At 67.5% G+C, this 25,047-nt stretch carries 22 protein-coding genes; 7 read left to right on the top strand and 15 right to left on the bottom strand.

Annotated elements, in window-relative coordinates; translation table 11 throughout:
* Positions 1-6: 6 nt before the first annotated feature.
* The 7 genes from ABD693_RS08030 to bchF are packed head-to-tail and all read right to left on the bottom strand — an operon-like array spanning position 7 to position 9,893.
* The gene (locus ABD693_RS08030) at positions 7-1,428 is read right to left on the bottom strand and encodes a BCD family MFS transporter (protein WP_344696508.1); all 1,422 of its coding nucleotides are present in this window, start codon (positions 1,426-1,428) and stop codon (positions 7-9) included.
* Positions 1,425-2,138, bottom strand: coding sequence for a magnesium protoporphyrin IX methyltransferase (gene bchM / locus ABD693_RS08025; RefSeq protein WP_344697598.1), 714 nt, complete (start codon positions 2,136-2,138; stop codon positions 1,425-1,427). Before bchM ends, ABD693_RS08030 begins: the two co-directional genes overlap by 4 nt.
* On the bottom strand, positions 2,138-3,049 hold the full coding sequence (gene bchL, locus ABD693_RS08020; RefSeq protein WP_344696507.1) for a ferredoxin:protochlorophyllide reductase (ATP-dependent) iron-sulfur ATP-binding protein: 912 nt from the start codon (positions 3,047-3,049) through the stop codon (positions 2,138-2,140). The genes bchM and bchL overlap by 1 nt, the downstream gene beginning before the upstream one ends.
* Positions 3,046-6,579: a magnesium chelatase subunit H gene (locus ABD693_RS08015; RefSeq protein ID WP_344696506.1), complete on the bottom strand. Its 3,534-nt coding sequence runs from the start codon at positions 6,577-6,579 to the stop codon at positions 3,046-3,048. Before ABD693_RS08015 ends, bchL begins: the two co-directional genes overlap by 4 nt.
* Positions 6,569-8,110, bottom strand: a complete 1,542-nt coding sequence (bchB, locus tag ABD693_RS08010) for a ferredoxin:protochlorophyllide reductase (ATP-dependent) subunit B (RefSeq protein ID WP_344696505.1) — start codon at positions 8,108-8,110, stop codon at positions 6,569-6,571. Before bchB ends, ABD693_RS08015 begins: the two co-directional genes overlap by 11 nt.
* A 5-nt stretch (positions 8,111-8,115) precedes the next feature.
* Complete coding sequence (locus ABD693_RS08005) at positions 8,116-9,393, bottom strand: ferredoxin:protochlorophyllide reductase (ATP-dependent) subunit N (protein WP_344696504.1); 1,278 nt, start codon at positions 9,391-9,393, stop codon at positions 8,116-8,118.
* On the bottom strand, positions 9,390-9,893 hold the full coding sequence (bchF, locus tag ABD693_RS08000) for a 2-vinyl bacteriochlorophyllide hydratase (RefSeq protein WP_344696503.1): 504 nt from the start codon (positions 9,891-9,893) through the stop codon (positions 9,390-9,392). The genes ABD693_RS08005 and bchF overlap by 4 nt, the downstream gene beginning before the upstream one ends.
* A 212-nt stretch (positions 9,894-10,105) precedes the next feature.
* Here bchF and ABD693_RS07995 point away from each other — a divergent pair, with 212 nt between their 5' ends.
* Genes ABD693_RS07995 through ABD693_RS07970 form a run of 6 tightly spaced genes read left to right on the top strand, consistent with a single transcriptional unit; the run spans position 10,106 to position 16,319 of the window.
* Complete coding sequence (locus ABD693_RS07995) at positions 10,106-10,963, top strand: cobalamin B12-binding domain-containing protein (RefSeq protein ID WP_344696502.1); 858 nt, start codon at positions 10,106-10,108, stop codon at positions 10,961-10,963.
* 27 nt (positions 10,964-10,990) lie between these two features.
* A complete protein-coding gene (gene ppsR / locus ABD693_RS07990) occupies positions 10,991-12,409 on the top strand; it encodes a transcriptional regulator PpsR (protein WP_344696501.1) in 1,419 nt (472 codons plus the stop codon).
* A gap of 49 nt (positions 12,410-12,458) precedes the next feature.
* Positions 12,459-13,361: a chlorophyll synthase ChlG gene (gene chlG / locus ABD693_RS07985; protein WP_344696500.1), complete on the top strand. Its 903-nt coding sequence runs from the start codon at positions 12,459-12,461 to the stop codon at positions 13,359-13,361.
* Entirely contained in the window at positions 13,358-14,662 is a 1,305-nt protein-coding gene (locus tag ABD693_RS07980) for a BCD family MFS transporter (protein WP_344696499.1), read from the top strand. The genes chlG and ABD693_RS07980 overlap by 4 nt, the downstream gene beginning before the upstream one ends.
* A complete protein-coding gene (locus tag ABD693_RS07975; protein WP_344696498.1) occupies positions 14,635-15,822 on the top strand; it encodes a geranylgeranyl diphosphate reductase in 1,188 nt (395 codons plus the stop codon). The genes ABD693_RS07980 and ABD693_RS07975 overlap by 28 nt, the downstream gene beginning before the upstream one ends.
* Complete coding sequence (locus ABD693_RS07970; protein ID WP_344696497.1) at positions 15,819-16,319, top strand: TspO/MBR family protein; 501 nt, start codon at positions 15,819-15,821, stop codon at positions 16,317-16,319. Before ABD693_RS07975 ends, ABD693_RS07970 begins: the two co-directional genes overlap by 4 nt.
* A 3-nt stretch (positions 16,320-16,322) precedes the next feature.
* On the opposite strand, the gene ABD693_RS07965 is transcribed toward ABD693_RS07970, so the two are convergent.
* Positions 16,323-16,862 carry a c-type cytochrome gene (locus tag ABD693_RS07965; RefSeq protein ID WP_344696496.1) on the bottom strand — a complete coding sequence of 180 codons (540 nt, stop codon included), beginning with the start codon at positions 16,860-16,862 and terminating at the stop codon, positions 16,323-16,325.
* A 127-nt stretch (positions 16,863-16,989) separates the two neighbouring features.
* On the opposite strand from ABD693_RS07965, the gene ABD693_RS07960 reads away from it, so the two are divergent.
* Positions 16,990-18,246: a DUF3422 family protein gene (locus ABD693_RS07960; RefSeq protein ID WP_344696495.1), complete on the top strand. Its 1,257-nt coding sequence runs from the start codon at positions 16,990-16,992 to the stop codon at positions 18,244-18,246.
* Here ABD693_RS07960 and ABD693_RS07955 read toward each other — a convergent pair.
* From ABD693_RS07955 to cyoA, 7 genes are read right to left on the bottom strand one after another with little or no spacing between them, the layout of a single operon-like run.
* Positions 18,243-18,776, bottom strand: coding sequence for a response regulator transcription factor (locus tag ABD693_RS07955; protein WP_344697597.1), 534 nt, complete (start codon positions 18,774-18,776; stop codon positions 18,243-18,245). The genes ABD693_RS07960 and ABD693_RS07955 overlap by 4 nt on opposite strands.
* Positions 18,770-20,071: an ATP-binding protein gene (locus tag ABD693_RS07950; RefSeq protein WP_344696494.1), complete on the bottom strand. Its 1,302-nt coding sequence runs from the start codon at positions 20,069-20,071 to the stop codon at positions 18,770-18,772. Before ABD693_RS07950 ends, ABD693_RS07955 begins: the two co-directional genes overlap by 7 nt.
* Complete coding sequence (locus ABD693_RS07945; protein WP_344696493.1) at positions 20,071-20,769, bottom strand: SURF1 family protein; 699 nt, start codon at positions 20,767-20,769, stop codon at positions 20,071-20,073. Before ABD693_RS07945 ends, ABD693_RS07950 begins: the two co-directional genes overlap by 1 nt.
* Complete coding sequence (gene cyoD / locus ABD693_RS07940) at positions 20,766-21,149, bottom strand: cytochrome o ubiquinol oxidase subunit IV (RefSeq protein WP_344696492.1); 384 nt, start codon at positions 21,147-21,149, stop codon at positions 20,766-20,768. The genes ABD693_RS07945 and cyoD overlap by 4 nt, the downstream gene beginning before the upstream one ends.
* Positions 21,146-21,778, bottom strand: coding sequence for a cytochrome o ubiquinol oxidase subunit III (gene cyoC, locus ABD693_RS07935; RefSeq protein WP_344696491.1), 633 nt, complete (start codon positions 21,776-21,778; stop codon positions 21,146-21,148). The genes cyoD and cyoC overlap by 4 nt, the downstream gene beginning before the upstream one ends.
* Positions 21,778-23,826, bottom strand: a complete 2,049-nt coding sequence (cyoB, locus tag ABD693_RS07930) for a cytochrome o ubiquinol oxidase subunit I (protein ID WP_344696490.1) — start codon at positions 23,824-23,826, stop codon at positions 21,778-21,780. The genes cyoC and cyoB overlap by 1 nt, the downstream gene beginning before the upstream one ends.
* Positions 23,827-23,834: 8 nt before the next feature.
* Entirely contained in the window at positions 23,835-24,935 is a 1,101-nt protein-coding gene (gene cyoA, locus ABD693_RS07925) for a ubiquinol oxidase subunit II (RefSeq protein WP_344696489.1), read from the bottom strand.
* Positions 24,936-25,047: the final 112 nt, after the last annotated feature.

The raw sequence follows: 25,047 nt of genomic DNA, 5'->3' as shown, positions 1-25,047 counted from the left end.
CTTCGTTCAGCTCGGGAATTGCGCCAGGCCGAAGCGTGGCGGATTGGCGGAGGGTGCAAGCTGCGCCCGCACCAGGGGGCCCATGACCAGGATGGTCACGAGAAGCAGGACGATTTCGGCGGCGTAGACCACGCCGTAGCCGGTTGCGCGCACCGCGAGGGTCTCGCCGAGCCGGCCGCCCGTCGCGAGGATCGAGATGCCGTCGCGAACGAGGCCGCCAAGAAGAATGGCGGCTCCGGCAGCGGATGCCTGGACCGCACCCCAGGCGCCGAGCGCGAGGCCCGCTTCCGAGGTGCGGGCAAGGGTCATTGCGGCCACCAGCGTGCCCACCATGAACAGACCACCACCGAAGCCGATCATCGCTGCGCCGACCATCAGCAGGAGGGGAGTGGCGGTCGGCGCAGCGAAGATGACGAGGAGCAGGGCGAACATGCCGACCACACAGCCGAAGCCGGCGAGGCGGTTGGGTTCGCTCCCGCGGGCAAGGCGGCTGCCGGCGAGCGCGAAGCCGAGCAGTGCGCCGAGCGCCCAGAGCGAGGTCAGCGTCGTGGTCGCCCCAACCGACATGCCGAGGATCTCGCCGCCATAGGGCTCGAGGAGGACGTCCTGCATGCCGAAGGCGAGCGCACCGAAGCCGACGCCCAAGAGGAGGCGGCGGCTGTGGGGCTCGGCCACGAGCCGGGTCCAGACTTCGGCAAAGCCGAGCTTCTCGGATGCTTCGGTGCGCAGCGGCGCACGGCGCGGCTCCTGCTTCCAGCTGGCGACGATGTTGAGGACGAGGGTGAGAAGCGCGGCCGCCTGGATCACCTGGACGAGGCGGGTGGGCGTGAAGTCGATCAGCAGCTCGCCGATCACGAGCGCGCTGATCATCGTGCCGGTGAGCAGCATGACGTAGAGCAAGGCGACCGCGCGGGGGCGGGCGTGCTCGGGCGCGAGGTCGGTGGCGAGAGCAAGCCCGGCGGTCTGCGCGATGTGCAGCCCCGCGCCCGTGAGGAGGAAGGCGACCGCGCAGCCGAACAGGCCGACACCCTGCCCGTCGGGGACCGAGATGATCAGCAGCGCGAAGGGCATGATCGCCAGCCCGCCGAACTGCAGCAATGTCCCCATCCACAGATAGGGCACGCGCCGCCAGCCGAGCACCGAGCGATGCGCGTCCGACTTGTGTCCGATCAATGCGCGAAACGGCGCGGCGAGGAGCGGGATGGCGATCAGGGCGGCAACCAGGCCGGCCGGAATGCCCAATTCGACGATCATCACCCGGTTGAGCGTGCCGTTGTACAGCGCCCAGACGAGCCCGGCGGAAACCTGGAACAGCGACAGCCGCAGCAGGCGGCCAAGGGGGAGCTCGGTCGTCGCGGCATCGGCAAACGGCAGCCACGCGGTTGCGACGCGGGTCCAGATGCCGGGGCCGAGCGACCGGGCGCTCATGCGAGGCGCACCAGTTCGAGCGCGTGGCTCTTGTAGAAGCCGCTCGCGATGCGCTGGCTGCGGCCGATGGTCCAGCCGTCGATGGCCGCCAGCCGACGGCGAAGCTCGGACTCGCGGACGGGCACGATGGCGGGCGAGCGGTTGGCGCGCGGGAACAGCCGGCCGATCATCAACATGGCGGCGAGCGCCGGGCTGTAGGGCGCGAAGGTGAAGACGATCGAGTGCCGCGTCCGGGCCGACAAGGCGGCCAGCGCGCTGACGAGATCGTCGGCCGAATAGTGGATCAGGCTGTCCATCGCCGCGACATGGTCGAAGTCGCCAAGCGCAGGATCGAGCATGTCGCCGGTCCGCCAGTCGATCCGCGCGTCCTCGCTTGCGCCTCGAGCCCGGGCGACATCGACCAGGCCGCCGGCGACATCGATGGCGGTGACGTGCGCGCCGCGCGCTGCCGCGTCGAAACTGAGTGCCCCGGTCCCGCAGCCAGCGTCGAGCAGGCACCGACCGTCAAGCTCTTGCGGGAGCCACGACAGCAGGGTTGCGCGCATCGCGTCGCGTCCGGCGCGCACCGTCTGCCGGATGCGGCTGACCGAGGTGTCGGAGGTGAGGTCGATCCACGCCCGTCGCGCGGTCGAATCGAAATAGGTCCGCAGCCGCTCGCGCTGGCGGCCGTAACCTTGGCCAAGTTCGGTCGAGGGCGCGGCGCTGGCCATCATTCGAAGCCCAGGAAGTCGAAGATGTCGCGGTCCTTCATCGCCTTGGCCGCATTGGGCTCGACGCCGTCCCACAGCATCTTCGCAAGCCGCAGATATTCCTCGCGCGCGACCTGCACCTCGGGGCTGTCGTCCATCTCGAACAGGGTGCACTTCTTGAGCCGCGAGCGGCGGATCGCGTCGACGTCGCGGAAGTGGGCAAGGCGATTAAGGCCGGTCGCGGCGGCGAAGCGATCGATCTCGTCGGTCTCGGCCGAACGGTTGGCGATGACTCCCGCCAGCCGGACGTCGTAATTCTTGGCCTTGGCGGCGATGGCGGCGATGATCCGGTTCATCGCGAAAATGCTGTCGAAGTCGTTGGCGGCGACCACCACCGCGCGCTCGGCATGCTGGAGCGGTGCCGCGAAGCCGCCGCACACGACGTCGCCGAGCACGTCGAAGATGACGACGTCCGTATCCTCGAGGAGGTGGTGCTGCTTGAGGAGCTTGACGGTCTGGCCAACGACATAGCCGCCGCAGCCGGTGCCGGCCGGGGGGCCGCCCGCCTCGACGCACATCACGCCGTTGAAGCCCTCGAACATATAGTCTTCGGGGCGCAGTTCCTCGTGGTGGAAGTCGACGCTTTCGAGCACGTCGATGACGGTCGGCATCAGCTTCTTGGTCAGCGTGAAGGTGCTGTCGTGCTTGGGGTCGCAGCCGATCTGGAGCACGCGATGGCCGAGCAGCGAGAAGGCGGCCGACAGGTTGGACGAGGTCGTCGACTTGCCGATCCCGCCCTTCCCGTAGACTGCGAACACCTTGGCGCCCTTGATCCGGACATTGGGGTCGAGCTCGACCTGGACCGAGCCTTCGCCGTCACCCGGCGAAAGGGTGGATGCGCCACTGAGCGAGAAGGGGGAATCGAGCGTCATTCGGCGGCCATCAGGCCTTCCAGCCTGTCCTCTATCTCGTCACTGGCGGCGTGGAGGGCAGCGAGGGTCGCTGCATCCGGCTGCCAGTATTGACGGTCGTGGGCTTCAAGGAGGCGATCGGCCATGCGGGCCGATGCCTTCGGATTGAGTGTGGCGAGGCGTTCGCGCATCGCGGGATCGAGCACGAAGGTCTCGCTGATCTGCTGATAGATCCAAGGAGAAACCGCGCCGGTCGTCGCCGACCAGCCGAGCGTGGTCGCGACATGCGCCTCGATGTTGCGGACGCCCTCGCCGCCGTGGCGGAGCATGCCCTCGTACCAGATCGGATTGAGAGTGCGGGTGCGGCTTTCGAGCTCGACCTGTTCGGCGAGCGTCCGGACCTTGGGGGCACCGCGGGTCGCGTCGACGATGTAGATGGGCGGCGCCTTGCCCCGCGCGCGGGCCACCGAACGGGTAATGCCGCCGAGGCTGTCCATATACTGGTCGACGTCGGTGACCCCGAGCTCGACCGATTCGAGATTCTGGTAGGTCAGCTCGACCGTGCCGAGCGCGCTCTTGAGGATCGCCCGCTGCGCGACCGGCGCACCCTTGCGGCCGTAGGCGAAGCCCTTGCGCCGCTCGAACACCTCGGCGAGCTCGTCGGGATCGGTCCACGCACCGGCATCGACCAGCTGGTTGACGTTGGCGCCGTAAGCACCCTCGGCGTTGGAGAAGACCCGCAGCGCCGCGGTTTCCATGTCGCAGTCGTGCGCTGCCATGTGCGCGAGGCTGTGCTTGCGGACGAAATTCATCTCCTCGGGCTCATCGGCGACCGAGGCGAGCCAGGCGGCTTCGGCGAGCATCCGGGTCTGCAGCGGCAGAAGATCGCGGAAGATGCCTGACAGCGTGACCACCACGTCGATCCGCGGTCGGCCGAGGTCGGCGAGCGGGATGAGTTCGGCGCCGGCCAGGCGACCATAGCCGTCAAGCCGCGGACGCGCGCCGAGCAGTGCCAGCGCCTGCGCGATCTGCGCGCCTTCGCTCTTGAGGTTGTCGGTGCCCCACAGGACCATGGCGAGGCTTTCGGGCAGCCCCTCCCCGCTGGCCTTGTGCCGCTCGATGAGCTGACGTGCGGCAAGCTCGCCTTCGGTGACCGCAAGCATGCTCGGCAGGCGGAAGGGATCGATCCCGTGCACATTGCGACCGGTGGGAAGCACGGCGGGATTGCGAATGACGTCGCCGCCGGGCGCCGGGCGGACGTAACCGCCGTCGAGCGCATGAACGAGCGCGGCGAGTTCGTCGGTGGCGTCGAGCCCGGTCGCGACGGCCGCGCGATCCTCCTGGGGTAGCGACGCGAGGAAGCGGTCGCGGGTCTCGCCTTCCGGCATGGCGCCGAGGACGTGGAGACCGTCGGGAATCAGCGTCGTCTCATATTCGTAAAGGCGCTGCGCAATTCCCGAAGGGCCACCGGCGGGATCGAGATCGATCTCTTCGCACTTGTCGGCGATCAGGCTTTGGAGATCGGCGGCTTCGGGCGCGCCGACGTCGGTCAGGCGCCAGCGCTCGACCAGCGCCTTCAGTTCGGCGAGTCCCTTGTAGAGCCCCGCATTTGCGAGCGGCGGGGTCAGGTAGCTGACGAGCGTCGCTCCGCTGCGGCGCTTGGCGAGTAGTCCTTCCGAGGGATTGTTGGCGGCATAAAGATAGAAGTTCGGAAGATCGCCGATCAGCCGCTCGGGCCAGCAGTCGCCCGACATGCCGGCCTGCTTGCCCGGCATGAATTCGAGCGCGCCATGCGTGCCGAAGTGCAGCACCGCATGCGCACCGAAGTCCTCGCGCAAATAACGGTAGAAGGCGCTGAAGGCGTGGGTCGGCGCGAAACTCTTCTCGAACAACAGCCGCATCGGATCGCCCTCGAACCCGAAGGCGGGCTGGATGCCGACAAGGACGTTGCCGAAGCGCGCGCCGAGCACATGGATCGACGCGCCATCGGCCTGCTGGCGGCCGGGCGCCGGACCCCATTGCTGCTCGATCGCGGCAAGGTGCGGCTCGCGTCGGACATGTTCGTCGGCGCCGATGCGATGGACGACATTGGCATCGCTTCCGAATCGTTCGCGGTTGCCGTCGAGCACCGCAGTACGGAGCGCGTCGACACTTTCCGGCACGTCGACGTCATAGCCCTCGGCGGCGAGCCGCTGGAGTGTCGCGTGGAGTGATTCCCAGACCGCGAGGAAGGCGGCGGTTCCGGTCGCGCCGGCGTTGGGCGGGAAGTTGAACAGAACGATCGCGAGCTTGCGCGCAGCCCGTTCGCTCCGGCGCAAGGCAACGATCCGCGCGACCTTGGCGGCGAGCGCGCCGGCACGCTCGGGGTCGCCGGTCATGGCCTTGAGCGGCGATCCGGCGACGCCGCTGCGACCGCCGAACACGCTCGTGCAGGTCGCGCCGTCGAGCTCGGGAATGGCGACCATCATCATCGCCTCGAGCGGGAGTAGCCCTTGCGCGCCCTCGCGCCATTGCTCGAGCGACTGGAATTCGAGCGCCTGCGCCGCGACGTAGGGCAGGTCGAGGCCCGCAAGCGTCGCGACCGCACCGTCGGCATCGTTGTAGGCCGGGCCACCAACCAGGCTAAAGCCGGTCAGGCTGACGATCGCGTCGACCGTCGGCTTGCCGTCCGCGACAAAATAGCGCTCGATCGCGGGACGGCTGTCGAGGCCGCTGGCGAAGGCCGGCACGACCTTGAGGCCCTTCGCCTCCATCGCCGCGATGACACCGTCATAATGGCCCGCATCGCGGCCCAAGAGGTAGGAGCGAAGCAGGAGCAGGCCGACCGTTCCGGCCTCGCCACTGGCCGCCGGCAATTTCTCGACCTTGTCGACGATCCGCTGGCGCAGCTTCGGGTGGTAGAGCCCGACCTCGGGATAATCGCGCGGGGCGGCGGCCTTGAGCGTGCCACGAAGGTGCCGCCGCTCGCCATCGGCGTAGCGGTCGACGAGCGCGCGAACCATCGCCACGACGTTGTCGTCCGATCCGGCGAGCCAATATTGCAGCGTCAAGAAGTAAGCACGGACGTCCTGCGCCGTACCCGGCATGAAGCGCAGCAGCTTGGGCAGGCGACGAAGCATCTTCATCTGCCCGGCGCCCGAGCTTGCCCCGGGCTTCTTCGATCCGCGCAGGCGCTTAAGCAGTGCCATGGGCCCGCGCGCCGGAACGTCCATGCGATAGCCGCCAAGGCGGGTCAGCTGGACGACCTCGGAGCCGCTCATCAGGCCCAGCATCGCGTCACATTCCTCGCGCCGGGCCTCGAGCGCGGGAAGCACCGCGCGGATGTGATCGTCGAGGAAGAGCATGGTCGCGACGACGATGTCGGCCCGAGCGATGTCGGCCTTGGTGTCCTCGAGCGCGGCGGGATCGCGATCCCATTCGGATGCGGCGTGGAAGGCGATGCTGATGCCGTCGGCGGCGAGCTGCAGGTTGGCGCGGTCGACGGCACCGGCGAGGTGCTTGTCGAGGGTGACGATCGTCACCCGCACCGGTGCTGGCACCCTATCGGCCATAATGCGCCTTGGCGTCGTAGAGCGTGGCGAGTTCGATGGTCGCAAGGCCGCGCTCGGCGGCGAAGGCCTCGGTGTTGCGACGCGCCTTGCCGCGAACGAAGAAGGGGATCTTGCGCAATTCGGCTTCGGCGTCGGCCGACCAGCGCCCGTTGGCCTCGGCATCGATTGGCGTGGGATGGCTTACCGTATCGTTCGCCGGAACGGTGCCGTGCCCGCCAAGATGACTCGCCCCTGCCCCGTCGTGGAATTCGGGATCGTCGCGGAACATGGTGAGGAGATGCTCCTCGAGCCCCATGACGAGCGGATGGACCCAGCTGTCGAACAGCACGTTCGCACCCTCGATCCCCATTTGCGGGCTGTGGCGCGCGGGGAAATCCTGGACGTGCACTGGTGCCGAAATGACGGCGCAGGGAATGCCGAGCCGCTTGGCGATGTGGCGTTCCATCTGGCTTCCGAGGACCAGTTCGGGCTGCGCTGCGACGATCGCGTCCTCGACCGCAAGATGGTCGTCGGTGATCAGCGGCTCGAGCCCGAGTTCGGCGGCGACAGTGCGGACCTCGCGGGCGAATTCGCGATTGTAGCAACCGATGCCGCAGACGCTGAAGCCGAGTTCGTCGCGGGCAACGCGGGCGGCGGCGGCGGCGTGGGTCGCGTCACCGAAGATGAAGACGCGTTTTCCGGTCAGGTAGGTGCTGTCGACCGACCGGCTCCACCACGGCATCCGCATGTCGGGATCGTCGAGCGCCAGGGCGGGATCGACCCCGGCCAGCGCGGCGACTTCCTCGATGAAGCGGCGGGTCGCCGCGGCCCCGATCGGGATGGTCTTCGTGAAGGGCTGGCCGTGCGTGCGTTCGAGCCAGCGCGTCGTCTCGTCGCCGATTTCGGGATAAAGGCAGATGTTGAAGCGGGCGTCCGGGATCCGCGCGACATCGGCGGGCGCGGCGCCCAGCGGGGCGACCACGTTGACCTCGATGCCGAGCATTTCGAGCAGCCGCGTAATTTCGCGGACGTCGTCGCGATGACGGAAACCGAGCGCGCAAGGGCCCAGGATATTCGCGCTGATCCGGCTCCGATCAGGCGTCCCCACGCCTGCCGGGCAGAGCGCACGGACGATCTGATAGAAGGTCTCCGACGCGCCCCAATGCTCCTTGCGGCTGTAGCTCGGCAGTTCGAGCGGGACGACCGGGCATGGCAGGCCGAGCGTCGAGGCGAGGCCGCCGGGATCGTCCTGGATGAGCTCGGCCGTGCAGGAGGCGCCGACGATCATCAGCTCGGGCTTGAAGCGATCATAGGCGTCGCGCGCGGCGGTCTTGAACAGCTCCGCCGTGTCCTTGCCGAGGTCGCGCGCCTGGAAGGTGGTGTAGGTGACCGGCGGGCGCTTCCCGCGCCGCTCGATCATCGTGAACAGGAGGTCGGCGTAGGTGTCGCCCTGCGGCGCGTGGAGGACGTAGTGAACGCCGCGCATCGCCGTCGCCACCCGCATCGCTCCGACGTGGGGCGGTCCTTCGTAGGTCCAGACGGCGAGCTTCATGGCGCCTAGACCTTCAACACGTCGCGGCGCCGAAGCGGCCGCGCAAAGAGTTCGGCGAGGTCTCCGGCCTGCTCGAACCCGTGGATGGGCGAGAAGACCAGTTCGATCGCCCACTTGGTTGTCAGCCCCTCGGCCTCGAGCGGGTTGGCGAGGCCGAGGCCGCAGACCGTGAGGTCCGGCCGGCTCGCGCGGACCCGATCGAGCTGGCGGTCGACGTCCTGCCCTTCGCTGATCGCGGTGTCGGCCGGGAGCAGCGCCAGTTCGGGCGCGAGGTGGCGTGCATGGAGATAGGGCGTACCGACCTCGATCAAGTCCATGCCAAGCTCGGTCGACAGGAAGCGCGCCAGCGGAATCTCGAGCTGCGAATCGGGCATGAAAAAGATGCTTTTCCCTGCCAGGCGCTCGCGATGACGTTCGAGCGCGCGTTTTGCCCGCTCCCGCGCCGGGGCGATCGTCCGGCGGAAGGCGAGCGGATCGACCCCGAAGGCATTGGCGGCCGCCTCGAGCCAGGCGGCAGTGCCATCCGCGCCGAACGGGAATGGCGCCGGCAGGCGGATCGCCCCACGGCCGTCGAGGACCGAGGCGGTCTCGCCAAGAAAGGGCTGGGCGAGGAGGTAGCGTGTGTGCGCTCCGATCGGCGGAAGATCGACCGACGAGCGACCGGGGAAGAATCGGGCGGAGATCCCAAGCTCGGCGAAGAGGCGGGCGAACTGGTCCTCGACAATGTCGGGGAGGGCGCCGACCACCAGCAGTTCCTGCTCCAGCGCACCCGGTGCCCCCTCTGGGGTTGGGGGCAGCGAGCGGGCGAGCGCTGCAAGGCAGGCGTCCTCCCCTTCCGTGAAGGTGGTTTCGATGCCGCTCCCCGAATAGCTGAGGATTCGGACTCCCGGTCGACGTTCGGCGAGGCGCTGCGCGGCGCGCGGCAGGTCGAGCTTGATGACTTCGCTTGGGCAGCTGCCGACGAGGAACAGGGTCTTGATGTCGGGCCGCCGCTCGAGCAGCCGTCCGACTTCGCGATCGAGCTCCTCGTTCATGTCGGCGAGGCCGGCGAGATCCTTTTCCTCCATGATCGCGGTGGCGAAGCGCGGTTCGGCGAAGATCATCACGCCGGCGGCCGACTGGAGCAGGTGGGCGCAGGTGCGCGAGCCGACGACGAGGAAGAAGGCGTCGGGCATCTTGCGGTGAAGCCAGACGATCCCGGTCAGCCCGCAAAACACTTCCCGCTGTCCACGCTCGCGAAGGATGACGCGGTCCGTCGTCGGGAGTGGCGCGGCGAGGCTCATGCGGCGGAGGCCTGAAGCCGCGGTTCCGATCCCAGCCGCGCAAGACGCAGCTTCCACAGGAACTGACCCGCATTGACGAGGTAAGTCGCATAGGCCGCGAGTGCGACGAGCATCCGCTCCGACGTGGACCCGAGGCCCGCGAAGAGCATCACGACATAGGCCGTGTGCAACGCGATCACGAGCATGCTGAACACGTCCTCCCAGAAGAAGGCGGGCGCGAACAGCCACTGGCCGAAGACGACCTTCTCCCAGAAGGCGCCGGTGACCATGATCGTGAAGAGGGTCGCGGTCTTGACGAGGATCGAGGCGTCCGCCGCCGCCGCGCCCTGGCCCGTCGCAAGGTAGCGCAGGACCAGCGCCAGGCTGACGAGGAACACCAGAAATTGCAGCGGGGCGAGGATGCCCTGGACGAGGGTCCAGCGGGTCGAGTCGCGGCGCCGGCGCTGCTCAATCGTGTAGAGCGGCTCCCGTCCGTGAACTCCTGCGCCTGGCTCCTGCATGATGAGCAACCCTTCCCGGACGGAGGTTACGCCCACGCGTGTCAAAGTGTCAATCTTGCTAGACGTAAACTCTTTTTGACAGTCTTTCGGACGGGTGATTGCGGACGGGACATGATTTCGATACGTTTCGAGTCGAAGCGATCGGGGGCTTGGGAAAACCTTCGCCGTTTTGGCCGACGCAATCGCGCCGACTACACTGAAGGAGACCGCTTGTGGCCTCAGTGATCGGTGTCGGCCCCTGGGGTCCGGGGGAAGACAGGAAGAGGACGGGACATCGCGGCTCGAAACGTCGAGGCGCCCGCAGCGACTCGACCGCCGACCACCTTCTCCAGGTAGACATCATCCCCAGCCTGTTGGTCGCGCATCGCGGACCGCCGGCGGCGACGCCGGTCAGCGGCATCATCTCGGCGGACGACCTAGCGGCCTTCGCCCCACTCGCGGTGACGCTGGAGGCGCACGACCTGCTGCGCGAGGTCGAGGCATTCATGGATCGCGGCCTGAGCGTCGAGGGCGTCTTCGTCGAACTGCTCGCCCCGACCGCCCGCTTGCTGGGCGAAGACTGGACGGCGGACAGGCTCGATTTCCTCGACGTGACCATGGCCCTCTGGCGCCTGCAAGAAGTGCTGCGGGAGATTGCCGCCGCCAATCCCGCCCCCTTGCGCTTCGGGCCTTCGCGATCAGCGTTGTTCTCGACCGTTCCCGGCGACCAGCATGGTTTCGGCGCGGCGATGATCGAGGAAACCTTCGCCCGGGCAGGTTGGGACACGGCGCTGCTGATCGGAGTCGATCGTTCGGAGTTATTGTCCAGCGTTGCTGACAAATCTTATGATATCATCGGATTGACGCTCAGTTGTGACTGCCATATCGGGCCACTCTCTTCGCTCATCACGGCGGTCCGGAACGTGTCCAAGAACCCCAATCTTCGCGTCATGCTGGGTGGCCGTGTCCTGATCGAGGATCCGACGATCGTCACCCGCGTCGGTGCCGATGCCACCGCCGCCTGCGCCCTCGAGGCACTTGAACTCGCCGATCGCCTGGTGGCGGACGGCATCGCTGCCCTGACCGCCTGATTGCGCCGCCGAGGCGCTGGAGCAAGGATGAAACAAGCGTCACCCAGTGGCGACGAGATGCGACGCTTCGAGCAAGCGGGCGAGTGGCTTGGCTCGCTCGACCTCGAAGCCGCGTCGGCGCTCGCCTCGGCTGGCGGTGACCTCGCGTTGCTCCTCGATCAGGAAGGCGTGGTGCGCGACCTTGCCGGTGACACGCGTGACTTTCCCGACGTCGAGCAGTGGCTGGGCCGGCGCTGGATCGACACCGTCACCCAGGAAAGCCGCATCAAGATCGAGGAGATGCTGGCGCACCCTCCGGCCGCGGTCCCCAACTGGCGTCAGGTCAATCATTCCGGGACGAGCGAACTCCCGCTGCGCTACCGCGCGATCCGCCTCGCCAATGGCGCGACCGTGGCCATCGCCCGCGACGAGCGCGCGACGGCGCGGCTCCAGCAGCGCCTGCTCCAGGTCCAGCAATCTCTCGAGCGTGACTATCTTCGGCTGCGGCAGGCGGAATCGCGTTATCGCCTACTGTTCGAAATGACCGCCGAGCCGATGCTGATCATCGACTCCGCGACGCTGCGGGTTCGCGAGATCAACCCCGCCGCAAGCCAGCTGATCGGCGCTCACAACAGCCTGGCCGGCCAGCCACTCGTCGCGCAGGTCTCGGCCGACTATCGCGACCGACTGATCGCATTTCTCGGCGCGGCCGCGACCGGTGCCAACGTCGCCCCGGTCCACCTCGTGCTGGCCCGGTCCGATCGCGGCATCAGCCTTTCGGCTCGCCTCTTCCGGCAACAGGGCGACGGCTATTTCCTCGTCCAGCTCGCCCCGACCGAACATCGCCAGATCGATGCAAAGGAGCATCTGATCCTCGATTTGGTCGAGCGGCTGCCCGATGCCTTCGTCCTGACCGACAATGCGCTGACCATCGTCACCGCCAATTCAGCCTTCGTCGAGCTGATCCAGGAAGCGACCGTCGAGCCGCTGGCCGGCCGCCCGCTCGGTGACTTCCTCGGGCGACCGGGCATCGATCTCGACCTCATCCGCGCGCAGGTCGGCGAGCACGGGGTGGCGCGCAACGTCGCGACCGTGCTTCGCGGAAGTCTCGGCGGGATCGAGGAAGTCGAGGTTTCGGCCGTGCGCACCGGCGAAGCGCAGGCACATTATGCCTTCACCATGCGAATGGTCGCCCGCCGGCTCCGCGACCTGCCGCCGGTCACCCGTGACCTGCCGCGCTCGGTCGAGCAGCTGACCGACCTCGTCGGGCGCATGCCCCTCAAGGACATCGTGCGCGAGAGCACCGACCTGATCGAACGGCTCTGCATCGAGGCGGCACTCAACTACACCTCAAACAATCGCGCGTCGGCGGCCGAGATCCTCGGGCTCAGCCGCCAGAGCCTTTATTCCAAGCTCCACCGTCACGGCATGGCCAAGGCCGACGACACCGAGGCCGCTGCCGAATAAGCTGTCCAATTTGTTTGACGGTTGAGGGTGTCTAGCATAGCCTCCTGATATGACTCGGCTCGCCCGTCAGCCCGCGCTTGCGGCGCTTCCTGCCGCAGCCGACGTGCTCGAGCTTTCAAAACCGATCACCTGGTTTCCGCCGATGTGGGCGTTCGGTTGTGGCGTCCTTGCCTCGGGCCAGCCGGTCGCCGGGAAGGTGCTGCTACTGGTCGCGGGGGTCGCGCTGACCGGGCCGCTCGTCTGCGGGACGAGCCAGATGGTCAACGACTGGTTCGACCGCCATGTCGATGCGATCAATGAGCCCGCACGTCCCATCCCTTCAGGCCGGATTGCCGGGCAATGGGGGCTGGCGCTGGCCTGTCTCGGCACCCTGTTCTCGCTTGCGCTGGCCGCGACCATGGGAAGCATCGTGCTGGTCGCGACCGCCGCGGCACTGCTCAGCGCCTGGGCCTATAGCGCGCCGCCCATGCGGCTGAAGCGAAGCGGGCTGTGGGGGCCTCTGGCGGTGGGCCTCAGTTACGAGTCGCTGAGCTGGCTGACCGGCTCTGCCGTGCTGCTCGGCCACCTCCCCTCGCTGCCAAACCTGCAGGTGCTGCTCTTCTATGGCCTCGGCGCCTGGGGCATCATGACCCTGAACGATTTCAAGGCGGTCGAGGGCGACCGTGCGACCGGCATCCGCTCGCTTCCCGCCGAGGTGGGCGTGCGGCCAGCGGTACTTCTGGCCTGCAGCGCCATGGCGGCCGCGCAGGTCGCGGTCATCCTCGTCCTTCTCGGCCAGGGCCTGACCAAGACCGCGCTGGTGATCGGCGGGTCGCTCCTCCTGCAGCTCGCCTGCATGAACCGGCTGAGTCGCGATCCCAAGGCGCTGGCGCCCTGGTACAACGGGACCGGCGTCACGCTTTACGTTCTCGGCATGGTCGCGGCGGCGATCGGGCTCGGATCGCTGTCATGAGCGGGTGGGTCGTCATCCTCCGGCTCGGCGCGGTGCAGGCGGCGATCGGGGCGATGGTGATGCTCGCGACCTCGCTGCTCAATCGCGTGATGGTGGTGGAACTCGGGCTGTCGGCCTCGATCCCGGCCGCGCTGGTCGCCTGGCATTATGCGGTCCAGTTCACCCGGCCGCTCACTGGCCATGCCTCCGACCGGAGCGGCCGGCGAACCCCGTGGATCCTGAACGGCATGGCACTGCTTTCGCTCGGCTCGCTTGCCGCCGTCGATGCCGTGGCGTCGCTCGCGCCCGGAAGCGCCGCGGCCTTGGCGACGCTGGTGGCTGCCTTTGCCATGATCGGCCTTGGCGTCGGCATGGCAGGGACCGCCCTTCTTGCGCTCCTCGCCGCCAGCGTGCCCCCCGAGCGCCGCGCCGCGGCCGCCGCGACGACCTGGATCCTGATGGTCGCGGGCATCGCGATCTCGGCGGGCGTCGCGGGCGCGATGCTCCAGCCCTTCTCGCTTCCGCGCCTCGCGAGCGTTTCCGGCGGGCTGGTCCTGATCGCCTTCACCCTGTCGCTGGTCGCGGTGCTCGGCGTCGAGCACGGCGTTCCGCGACCGGTCGACGCGCGCGAGCAGATCCCGTTCGGCGCCGCCCTTCGCGCGGTGAAGCGCGACCCCGAGGCGGTTCGCTTCACGCTGTTCGTCTTCCTCTCGATGCTCGCCTACAGCATGCAGGACCTGATCCTCGAGCCCTTCGCCGGGCTGATCTTCGGCGCCGCTCCCGGCCAGTCCACGCAATATGCCGGGGTGCAGCACGGCGGCGTGCTGGTTGGCATGGTCATCGCCGGCGCGGGCGCGGGCTGGCTGCGGAAGCGCGGCGGGCCCTCGTTGCAATGGTGGACCGCGCTCGGCTGTCTCGGATCGGCCGCGGCGCTCTCAGGGCTGACCGGCGCCGCGATGGTCGGCCCGCCGTGGCCGCTGGTGCCCAATATCTTCCTTCTCGGCCTCGCCAACGGCGTGTTCGCCGCCGCCGCGATCGGGGCGATGATGGAGCTCGCCGGCAAGGACGGGTCGCATCGTGCCGGGGTCCGGATGGGCGTCTGGGGCGCGGCGCAGGCCTTCGCTTTCGGGCTTGGCGGGTTGACCGGCGCGATCGCGACCGACGCTGCCCGCTCGCTACTCGGGCGCGATGGCCCCGCCTTTGCCCTCACCTTCGCGGTCGAGGCCACGCTGTTCCTCGTCGCCGCCGTCTTTGCTGTCCGCCTGCCCGCGACCGGGCCCAAGGGAGATTATCAATGGAGCGCTTCGACGCCGTCGTCATAGGCGGAGGACCGTGCGGCGCGACCGCGGCCGACGATCTCGCCATGGCCGGTCGCAAGGTCCTGCTGCTCGACCGTGCGGGCCGGATCAAGCCATGCGGCGGCGCCGTCCCGCCGCGCCTGCTCGAGGATTTCGCGATTCCGCTGTCCCTCCTCGTCGCCCGCGCGACGGAGGCCCGGATGATCGCGCCGTCGAACAAGGCGGTGCGGATGCCGGTGGGCGACGGTTTCGTCGGCATGGTCGACCGCGACCAGTTCGACGAATGGCTGCGCGACCGCGCCATGGGTCATGGCGCGCACCGGCGCACCGGCACATTCGAGCGGATCGAGCGAAGCGCCGAGGGCATGGCGATCGTCTGTTTTCGTGAAAGCCGCGGCGGCGAATTGCAGCGGATCGAGACGCGTTCGGTGATCGGGGCCGATGGCGCCCGCTCGGGAGTCGCGCGCGAGGAATTGCCCGGCGCTGAGCGCGTCCCCTGCGTCTTCGCCTATCACGAGGTGATACGCGCGCCCCGACACGACAGCGACGTCTACCAGAAGCAGCGCTGCGACGTATTTTACCAGGGCGACCTGTCCCCCGACTTCTATGGCTGGATCTTTCCCCACGGCGACACCGCGAGCATCGGGGTCGGAAGCGCCAACAAGGGCTTTGCGCTTCGTGATGCGGTGAAGGTCATGCGCGACCGCAACGGCCTCGAGGGGTGCGAGACCATCCGCTGCGAAGGCGCGCCGATTCCGCTCAAACCCCTCGCGCGCTGGGACAATGGCCGCGACGTGGTCGTCGCCGGCGATGCGGCCGGCGTGGTGGCGCCGGCCTCGGGCGAGGGCATCTATTATGCCATGACCTGCGGGCGGATGGCCGCCGGCGCGGTCGGCGAGTTTCTCGACACCGGCGATCCGCGCCGCCTTCGCCTTGCCCGCAAGCGCTTCATGAAGGAGCATGGCCGCGTCTTCTGGGTCCTGCGGATGATGCAATATTTCTGGTATTCGTCCGACAAGCGCCGCGAGCGCTTCGTCACCATGTGCGAGGACCCCGACGTCCAGCGGCTGACGTGGCAGGCCTATATGAACAAGAAGCTGGTCCGCGCCGATCCGCTCGCCCACCTCAGGATCTTCCTCAAGGACACGGCCCACCTGCTCGGGCTTGCCCCGGTGCGCGCATGACCCGCGACGAGGATCTGGGCCAGACCTGGCACCTGCCCGCCGCGCTGGCCGCCGCGGCCGCGCTCGCGGTCGCGATCGTCGGCATGACGCTGACCGACCTCGGCCCCTGGTACCAGTCGCTGCGCCAGCCCGACTGGGCGCCGCCGGCGGTGTTCTACGGGATCGCCTGGACGACGATCTACGCCTTGGCGGCGCTTGCAGCGGTCAGTGCATGGCTCGGCACCCGCAATCGCCGCGAGTCGGACACCGTTATCGCCGCCTTCGCGCTCAACGGCTTCCTCAACATGTTGTGGAGCCTGCTCTTCTTCAACGCGCGCCGTCCCGACTGGGCGTTCACCGAAGGGCTGCTGTTGTGGCTGTCGGTCGCATCGCTGATCGTCATCAGCCTGCGCCATTCGAGAACGGCCGCGCTCCTCCTCATGCCCTATCTGGCGTGGGTGAGCGCGGCCGGTCTGCTGAACTACGAAGTGGTCCGCCTGAACGGACCCTTCGGCTAGAGCTTACTTCTGGGTCCCGAGCCAGGCGATCAGGTCGGCCCGCTTCTGCGGATCCTGGATGCCGGCGAAGGCCATCTTGGTGCCCGGGACGACCCGCTGCGGATTCTCGAGGTACTGGAACAGCTTCTCGGCCGTCCAGGTGATCCCGCTATTCTTGTTGGCGGCCGAATAGGCGTAACCGGCGATCTCACCCGAGTGACGGCCTACGATGCCGTGGAGGCTCGGCCCGATGCGGTTCACGCCGGCGTCGGTGACGTGGCAGGTCTTGCACTGAATGAAGACCGCCTCGCCCTTCGCGGCATCGCCGGTGAAGTCGGCAAGCTTGGCGCCGCTGACGGTCGCGGTGTCATCCGGCGCGGGCGCTGCAGCGGCGGTCGCGGCGGGCGCGGCGGTGTTGGCCGGAGCCGCCGGAGAAGCGGCGGGCGTGTTGGCGGTGCTGGCTGTGGTCGAGCTGTCCTCGGACTTGGACCCACCTCCCCCGCAGGCCGAGGCCGTGGCAACGACGAACAGGGCGGAAGCAACGAGACGCGTCTTACGAACCATAAGTGAGTCCTCCTCGTAACGGCAGCGAAGTAAGCAGAATTGTTGTCGCCCGGCAATGAATACAAAGGCCAGTTGCGAACGCACGAATTCTGCGCTTTTCTCCATCAAACGGCAGAAGGGTCAGCCTGTGGAGTTCCACCCGTCGCGCGACTCGCTGCTGGCCGAGGTTCACGCCCGGCCATCCACGCCGATCGAAGCCCCGATGCTGGTCACGCGAATCGCCGCGCTGTCAGGCCAGGAGGGGGTGGCGGCCGACCGCCGGCACATTGCCGACCTCTGCACCCGCATGGGCAAGACCCGCCCCGCCGACGACAGCGTCTGGTGCGCGATCGACGGGGGCGACTGGCAATTGCGCTGGGAACGGCACGGCGAATTCTCCAGCTGGACCTTCTTTGCCAAGCCGAGCTGGACCGCCGGCGAGAGCGCGATCGACCGCGTTCCCAAGGCTTGGCTCGACTCCCTCCCCGGTCCGGTGCTGGTGCTCACCACCCTGATCATCGACCGGATGGACGAAGCGCAGTCGCTCGACCCGGCGCGATCCGAAGCGATTGGGTCGCGGGTCATGGGCGGCGCGGCGACGGTGCTCACCGACCTTCGCGCCGACGCCGACGGAATGACCCGGTTCCTCCTCACGATGCACCGCGACGATCCGGTGCTGACCGGCCGCATCGCGCTGATCCTGCTCGAGATCGAAAGCTACCGGCTGATGGCGCTGCTCGCCTTTCCGGTCGCCCAGCAGACCGCCGCCAAGCTGTTCGACATCGAAGCCGAGGCGCGCGAATTGACCGAGAAGATCGCGACCCACATGGGGGTCGACGACGACCGCGACCTCCTCGCCAAGCTGGTCGCGCTGTCGGGCCGGATGGAAGCGATGGGCGCGAGCACGAGCTTCCGCTTCGGCGCCGCACGCGCCTATTTCGACATCGTGCAGACCCGCATCGGCTGGCTCGGCGAAGAGCCCCTCCCCGGCCGCCAGACGATGCGCGAATTCATGGACCGCCGGCTGGTCCCGGCGATCCGGACCTGTGTCAGCGTCGCCGACCGCGAAGCCGGGATGATCGCCCGGATCGCCCGCGCCGGGCAGATGCTCAGCACCCGGGTCGAGCTCGTCACGCAAAAGATCAACGCCGATCTCCTGCGCTCGATGAACCGCCGCGCCTCGATGCAGCTTCGACTCCAGCGCACCGTCGAAGGGCTGTCGGTCGCCGCCGTCTCCTACTACGTCGTGTCGCTGCTGCTGATCCCGGTGAAGGCGCTTGGCGAACATGGCGTTCGAGGCCTTCGCACCGACCTCATCACTTTCGCCCTCGTCCCGCTCGTGGTGCTCGGCGTGTGGCTCGGGCTTCGGCGGGCCGGTCGCCACATCGGCGACGACGAGCACTAGCGGACGGGCCGCTTCTCCAGCTTCCGGGCGAGCGTCCGGCGATGCATGCCGAGGCGCCGCGCAGTCTCCGAAATGTTGAACCCTGTCTCGATCAGCGTCTCGTTGATCCGCTCCCATTCGAGCGTCTTGAGCGAGGTTGCCTGCCCCTTGAGCGGCACGTCCGCATCCCCCACCGTCCGGCCGAACGCCGCCTCGATGTCGTCGGTGTTGCTCGGCTTTGGGAGATAGTGCGACGCGCCGAGCTTGATCGCCTCGACCGCGGTGGCGATGCTCGCGAAGCCTGTCAGCACCACGATCCGCGTGTCGGGATTGGCGGATGCGATGGCGGCGACGCAGGGAAGGCCCGATTGCGTGCCGAGCTTGAGATCGACCACGGCGAAGTCGAACATCGCGTTCTTTAGCAACGCTTCGACTTCGTTCGGTCCGATTGCCGTCGTGACGGCGTAGCCTCGGCGTTCGAACGACCGGGCAAGGGTCCGTGCGAAATCCTCGTCATCCTCGACGATCAGCAGCCGCCGGTCGCTCACGATGCTGCCCCCACCAGTGGCAAGGCAAGTCGGACCTGCGCGCCGCCATTGGCCCGGTTGCGGGCGCTGAGCTCGCCGCCGAGCCGGCGCGCGACGCTCGCCGCGAGGAACAGGCCGAGCCCGTGGCCCGGCCCCTTGGGCGACTGGCCGGCCTGACCGAGCCGCGCGATCTGCTCGGACGTGAAGCCGGGACCGAAGTCGAGGATATCGACCAGCAGCCGCTCCCCCGCCACCTCGGTGCGCATCACCACTCCATGCGGCGAAGCTTCACCTGCATTCTCGAGCAGGCTCCACAGGGCTTGGCGGAGCGCCGGTTCGGCCGGGATCCGGGCGCTTCGGGCGGCCTCGATCTCGGCGCCGAGCGGCACGTCCTCATGCAAGAGGGTCCAGTCGGCGATGAGCCCTTCGAGGAGCTCGCTCGCCTTGACCAGCCCCATGGCCTCGCCGCGCGTGTGTCCGCTGCTGTCGAGGATATCGCTGACGATTTCACGGCACCGTTCGACCGCGCGCCGGGCGTCGCTCAATTCTTCCTGCAACCTGGGGTCGGCGGCGAAGGTCGGGTCGTGCTCCCAATCCCCGACCAGCACCGAGAGCGACGACAACGGCGTGCCGAGTTCGTGCGCCGCGCCACTCGCGAACAGCCCCATGCGGACGATCGAATCCTCTTCGGCGGCACGCTGCCGAAGCTCGGCGACCGAGCGGTCGGCGCGGCGCAGATTGTCGATGATGCGGACCATGAAGAGGACCAGCAGCACCGCCACCATGACGAAGGCGATCTCCTCGCCGAGCAGCCGCAGGTCGACGCCGCCCGGGCCAGGCACGGTGAGGTCGAGCGGCAGGTGACGGAAGGTCAGGAAGATGAACGCGCCGATCGAGACGAGCAGCAGGAAGGAAGCGAAGGCGGGCGGGAGCAGGATCGCACCAAGCACGATCTGCAGCAGGTAGAGCGCCACGAACGGATTGTTGGTCCCGCCCGAAAGATAGAGCTGCGCGGTCAGCGCCGCCATGTCGAGCAGCAGCGCGAGCAGCAATTCGCCCGGCACGATCCAGGTCTGGCGCTGGGTGGTGACGAACAGCAGGTTGCCAAGGCCAAGGAGCGCCGCGACCGCGAGCATCGGCACCAGCGGCAATTGCACCTCGAGCACGAAAGCGGCGAAGAGAATGGCGGCGATCTGGCCCGCGACCGCGATCCAGCGCAGCTGGTTGAGAAGCCGCATGTTCTCGGCCACGACCTGCTGCTTGCTACGGCTCGCGGGGCGCGACAGCGGCGAGGTTGCGGCGAGCACCGGGCGATCCATCACGTCACTCTATCGCGGCTTCGCCAGACGAGGACCAGCCCCGCGATCGCCAGCGCCGCCAGCCCGAACCAGGTGAGCGCGTAGACGAGATGCGCGTTGCGGAAGCGCACGACGGTCATCCCGCCGCGCGGCCAGCCGCTCCCCTCTCCGCGCGCCGCATCGACGAAGAAGGGCGCGACCGGCCCGATCCCGCGGCTGGCGGCGATCGCTTCCACGTCGCGCGAATACCAGCGCTCCTCGGCGGGGCGATTGGCGCGCAGGAAGCGACCGCCGAGTTCGCTCGCGCGCATCAGGCCGGTGATGGTCACCGTGGCCGCGCCCGCCGGCGCGACGACCGCCTCCTTGGGCGCGAAGCCGCGGTTGACGAGGATCGTGCCGTCTTTCGTTCGGAACGGGGTGAGGATCCACCAGCCGGGGCCGAGTTCGGTCAGTGCATCGACTTGGGTGGCCGCCCGGTCGTCGAAGCGGCCCGTCATGCGGACGCGGCGATATTCGTCGTCCTTCGCGTCGAGGTTGGGCCAGCGGCTCGAAGGCGGGACCGCGACCGGGGCGGCGGCCAGGCGGGCATCGACCCGGGCGATGAGGTCGAGCTTCCAGCGGAGCCGCTCGACCTGCCAGACGCCGAGACCGGCGAACAACAGCGCGAGCAGCCCGCACAAGGTCAGCAAGGCGAGGCGCTTGGGCGCCCGCCCGCTCACGGGGTGGTGCTGGCCTGCCCGGTGTCCATCATCCCGGGCATCATGTTCGTGTTGAGGTGGTACATGATCCACAGCGAGCCCGCGATCGTGATCACCAGCAGCACGCCGGTGAAGACATAGGCGAGCAGCGTCCAGCCGCCCTCGCTCGTCGTGTTGACGTGGAGGAAGCAGATGGTGTGGACGAGGATCTGCGCGACGGCGAAGACGATGACGATCGCCGCGGTCACGTTCGCATCGGCCACCGGCCGCGCCATCACCAGCCAGAAGGGAATTATCGTCAGGATCGCCGACAGCGCAAAGCCGATCAGATAGCTCTTGCGGGTGCCATGGGTCTGCCCGTCGTCATGCGCGTGGAGATCGGTGTCGGCAGGCGAGCTCATCGCAGCATTCCCAGCAGGTAGACGAAGGTGAAGACGCCGATCCAGATGACGTCGAGGAAGTGCCAGAACATGCTGAGGCACATCAGCCGGCGCTTGTTGATCGTGTTGAGGCCGAAACGGCCGACCTGCACCAGCATGATCCCGATCCACAGGATACCGACGCTGACGTGGAGGCCGTGCGTCCCGACGAGCGTGAAGAAGCCCGACAGGAAGCCCGAACGCTGCGGCGTCGCGCCCTCGTGGATCAGCTTGCCGAACTCGTAGAGCTCGACCGACACGAAGCTGATGCCGAGCAGCGCGGTGACGGCCAGCCACGCCTGCACGGTGCGGACCCGGCCCTTGTCCATCGCGAGCATCGCGAAGCCGTAGGTGATCGACGAGACCAGCAGGATCGCGGTGTTGAGCGCGACCAGCGGAAGCTCGAAGATCTCGCGCTGGCTGGGGCCACCGGCGAAGCTCGAGGAGAGCACGCCATAGGTCGCGAACAGCGAGGCGAAGATGAGCGCGTCGCTCATCAGGTAGATCCAGAACCCCAGCAGGACCGGGCTCGAGTGGCTGCCGTGACCGTCCGCCTCATCGAGGTGGAAGACGTCGCGGTCGACGGGGGCGGCGGGTGTGGGCTTGAGCATCAGTGCGCTCCTGCCGGCGCGGGGTCGAGCTTGTCGATGGCCTGCGCCGCCTTGGGCGGAAGGTAGCCTGGCGTGGCGAAGCCGATCTTCTCGCGCTCGGTCTTCGCGACCTCGTCGGCCGGAATATCGTAGTCGCGGTTGTAGTCGAAGCTGTGCCAGATGGTCACCGCCACAAGCGCGAGCGCCGCGACGATCGCCAGCCACCAGATATACCACACCATCGCGAAGCCGAGCGCGGCGGCGAGGCCGGCCTGGATCACCGGCGTTCCGGTGTTCCGCGGCATGTGGATCGGGCGATAGCCGTCACGCGGATGGTCGTAGCCACGGCTCTTCATGTCGTACCAGGCATCGAGGTCGTGGATCACCGGTGTGAAGGCGAAATTATAGGCCGGCGGCGGCGACGTGGTCGACCATTCGAGCGTGCGGGCATCCCACGGATCATTGCCGACCTTGAGCTTCTCGCGGTCGCGGATCGAGACCACGATGCTGACCAGGAAGCCGATGATCCCGACGAGGATGATCGCGGCACCGATGGCGGCAATGATGAAGTAGGGCTGCAGCGTCGGATCGTCGAAGTGGCGGACCCGGCGCGTCGTGCCCATCAGGCCGACGATGTACATCGGCGTCCAGGCGACCCAGTAGCCGATCACCCAGCCCCAGAAGTGGACCTTGCCCCACTTCTCGTCGAGCTTGAAGCCGAATGCCTTGGGCCACCAATATTCGATGCCCGCGAACAGGCCGAACACCACGCCGCCGATGATCACGTTGTGGAAGTGGGCGACGAGGAACAGGCTGTTGTGGAGCACGAAGTCGGCCGGCGGCACCGCGAGGAGCACGCCCGTCATCCCGCCCACCGTGAAGGTGATGAGGAAGGCGACGACCCACATCATCGGCAGCTCGAACCGGATCGAGCCACGATACATGGTGAAGAGCCAATTGAAGATCTTCGCTCCCGTGGGGATCGAGATCACCATCGTGGCAATGCCGAAGAAGCTGTTGACGCTGGCGCCCGAGCCCATGGTGAAGAAGTGGTGGAGCCAGACGAGGAAGCTCAGGATCGTGATGACCACGCTCGCATAGACCATCGACGAATAGCCGAAGAGCCGCTTGCCGGTGAACGTGCTGGTCACTTCCGAGAAGATGCCGAACACCGGCAGGACCAGGACGTAGACCTCCGGGTGACCCCAGATCCACACGAGGTTCCAGTACATCATCGGGTTCCCACCAAGGTCGTTGGTGAAGAAGTTGGTGCCGATGTAGCGGTCGAGCATCAGCATGCCGAGCGCGCCGGTGAGGATCGGGAAGATGGCGATGGCGAGCGTCTGGCTGCACAGGGTCGTCCAGCAGAACACCGGCATCTTCATCATGCCCATGCCGGGCGCGCGCATCTTGATGATCGTGGTGACCATGTTGATTGCGCTGAGCGTCGTCCCGACACCCGCGATCTGCAGGGCCCAGAGATAATAGTCCGGCCCGACCCCCGGACTGTTCTGGAGGTTCGCCACCGGCACGTAGTTGAGCCAGCCGGCAGTCGAGAACTCACCGATGAACAGCGAGGCCATCACCAGCCCCGCGCCCGCCGCGGTCAGCCAGAAGCTCAAGGAATTGAGATAGGGGAAGGCGACGTCGCGCGCGCCGATCTGGAGCGGCATGACGAAGTTGATGACGCCCGAGATGAGCGGGATCACCACGAAGAAGATCATGATCGTCCCGTGGGCGGTAAAGATCTGATCGTAGTGGTGGGCGTTGAGGTATCCCTCGTTGGCGCCGAAGGCCATCGCCTGCTGCGCGCGCATCATGATCGCGTCGGAGAAGCCGCGCAGCAGCATCACGACGCCGAGGATCATGTACATGATCCCGATCTTCTTGTGATCGACGGTGGTGAACCACTCGCGCCACAGATAGCCCCACAGCTTGAACTTGGTGATCGCGCCAAGGACTCCGAGGCCGCCGATCGCGACCACGATGAAGGTCACGATGAGGATCGGCTCGTGGATCGGAAAGCTGTCGAGGCCGAGGCGGCCGAAGATGATCTTGGGATCGAACACTTTGGGGCCTAGCTCATGTTACGGTTGGCAGGATCGCCGGGCTTGGTGACGCCAGGCGCCTTGCTCGGGTCGATCGGCTTGCCGACGTTGGTTCCGGTGCCCTTTTCGTCGGGCGATTTCATCAGCGCGCCCTCGGGCTTCTGGCCGGCGATGGGCTGCGAGCTGCGGCCGGGGGGCATGGCCATGCCGTGGCCTATGTCCTTGGCCATGACATCGCTCATGCACGGCTGGCCGGGCATCAGGCAGCGCTCGAGGATGCGCTTGTAGATGTCCTTCTCGGTCGCGGCGAAGTGCATCGCGGGGACCTTCTCGCTCGGCTTCAGGAGGGCGATGGCGGCGGCCCGATCGAGGGTCCGGCCGCTCCCCTTGGCGCCGTTCACCCAGCCGTCGAACTGCGCCTCGCTTACGCCGCGGATGCGGAAGCGCATGTCTGAGAAGCCCGCGCCGCTATAATTGCCCGAGTAGCCCGTGTCGTCGACCGGCCGGTCGAGCACCGCGTGAAGCGTGCTCTGCATCCCCGGCATGGTGTAGATCATCCCCGCCATGGTCGGCGCGTAGAAGGTGTTCATCATGTTCGACGACGTCAGGTCGAAGCGGACCGGGCGACCGACCGGCAACACGAGGTCGTTGACCGTCGCGATGCCCTGGTCGGGGTAAATGAACAGCCACTTCCAATCGAGCGAGACGACCTGGACACGGAGCGGTGGAAGCGCCTTGTCGGCCTGCGCCTCGAGCGCGGTGGCCTTGGTGTCGATCGGCCGGAAGGGGTCGAGAAGGTGGGTGCTCGACCAGGTCAAGGCGCCTAGCGCGATGATGATCAGCAGCGGGGCCGACCAAATGACGAGCTCGAGGCTGGTCGAGTGATCGAACTTGGGATCGTAGGTCCCCCCCTTGCCCTTCCGATAGCGCCACGCGAACACGACGATCAGGATCAGCACGGGCACGATGATGAGCAGCATCAGCGCGGTCGAGATGAAGATGAGGTCGCGCTGCTGGCGAGCGATCTCGCCGGCGGGATTGAGGACACCGCGGTCGCATGCGCCGAGCAGCAGCACGGCAGCGCTGAGGGCGGCGCACTTCCAACGGTGGCGGAGGGTCTGCTGCAGCATGAAGCCCCTTTAAGCTCGCTTTTCCGGGCGCGACATTGGACAAAATGTCCAATCCCATCATGGTTCCTGCTGCGCCATAGGGATTTCGTGCGTTATTGTGGCGCACGCTCCT

The organism is Sphingomonas rosea (assembly GCF_039538065.1).
Taxonomy (GTDB): domain Bacteria; phylum Pseudomonadota; class Alphaproteobacteria; order Sphingomonadales; family Sphingomonadaceae; genus Sphingomicrobium; species Sphingomicrobium rosea.
The sequence above is the reverse complement of the archived record's forward strand: the minus strand, read 5'-3'. Positions and strand labels throughout refer to the sequence as shown.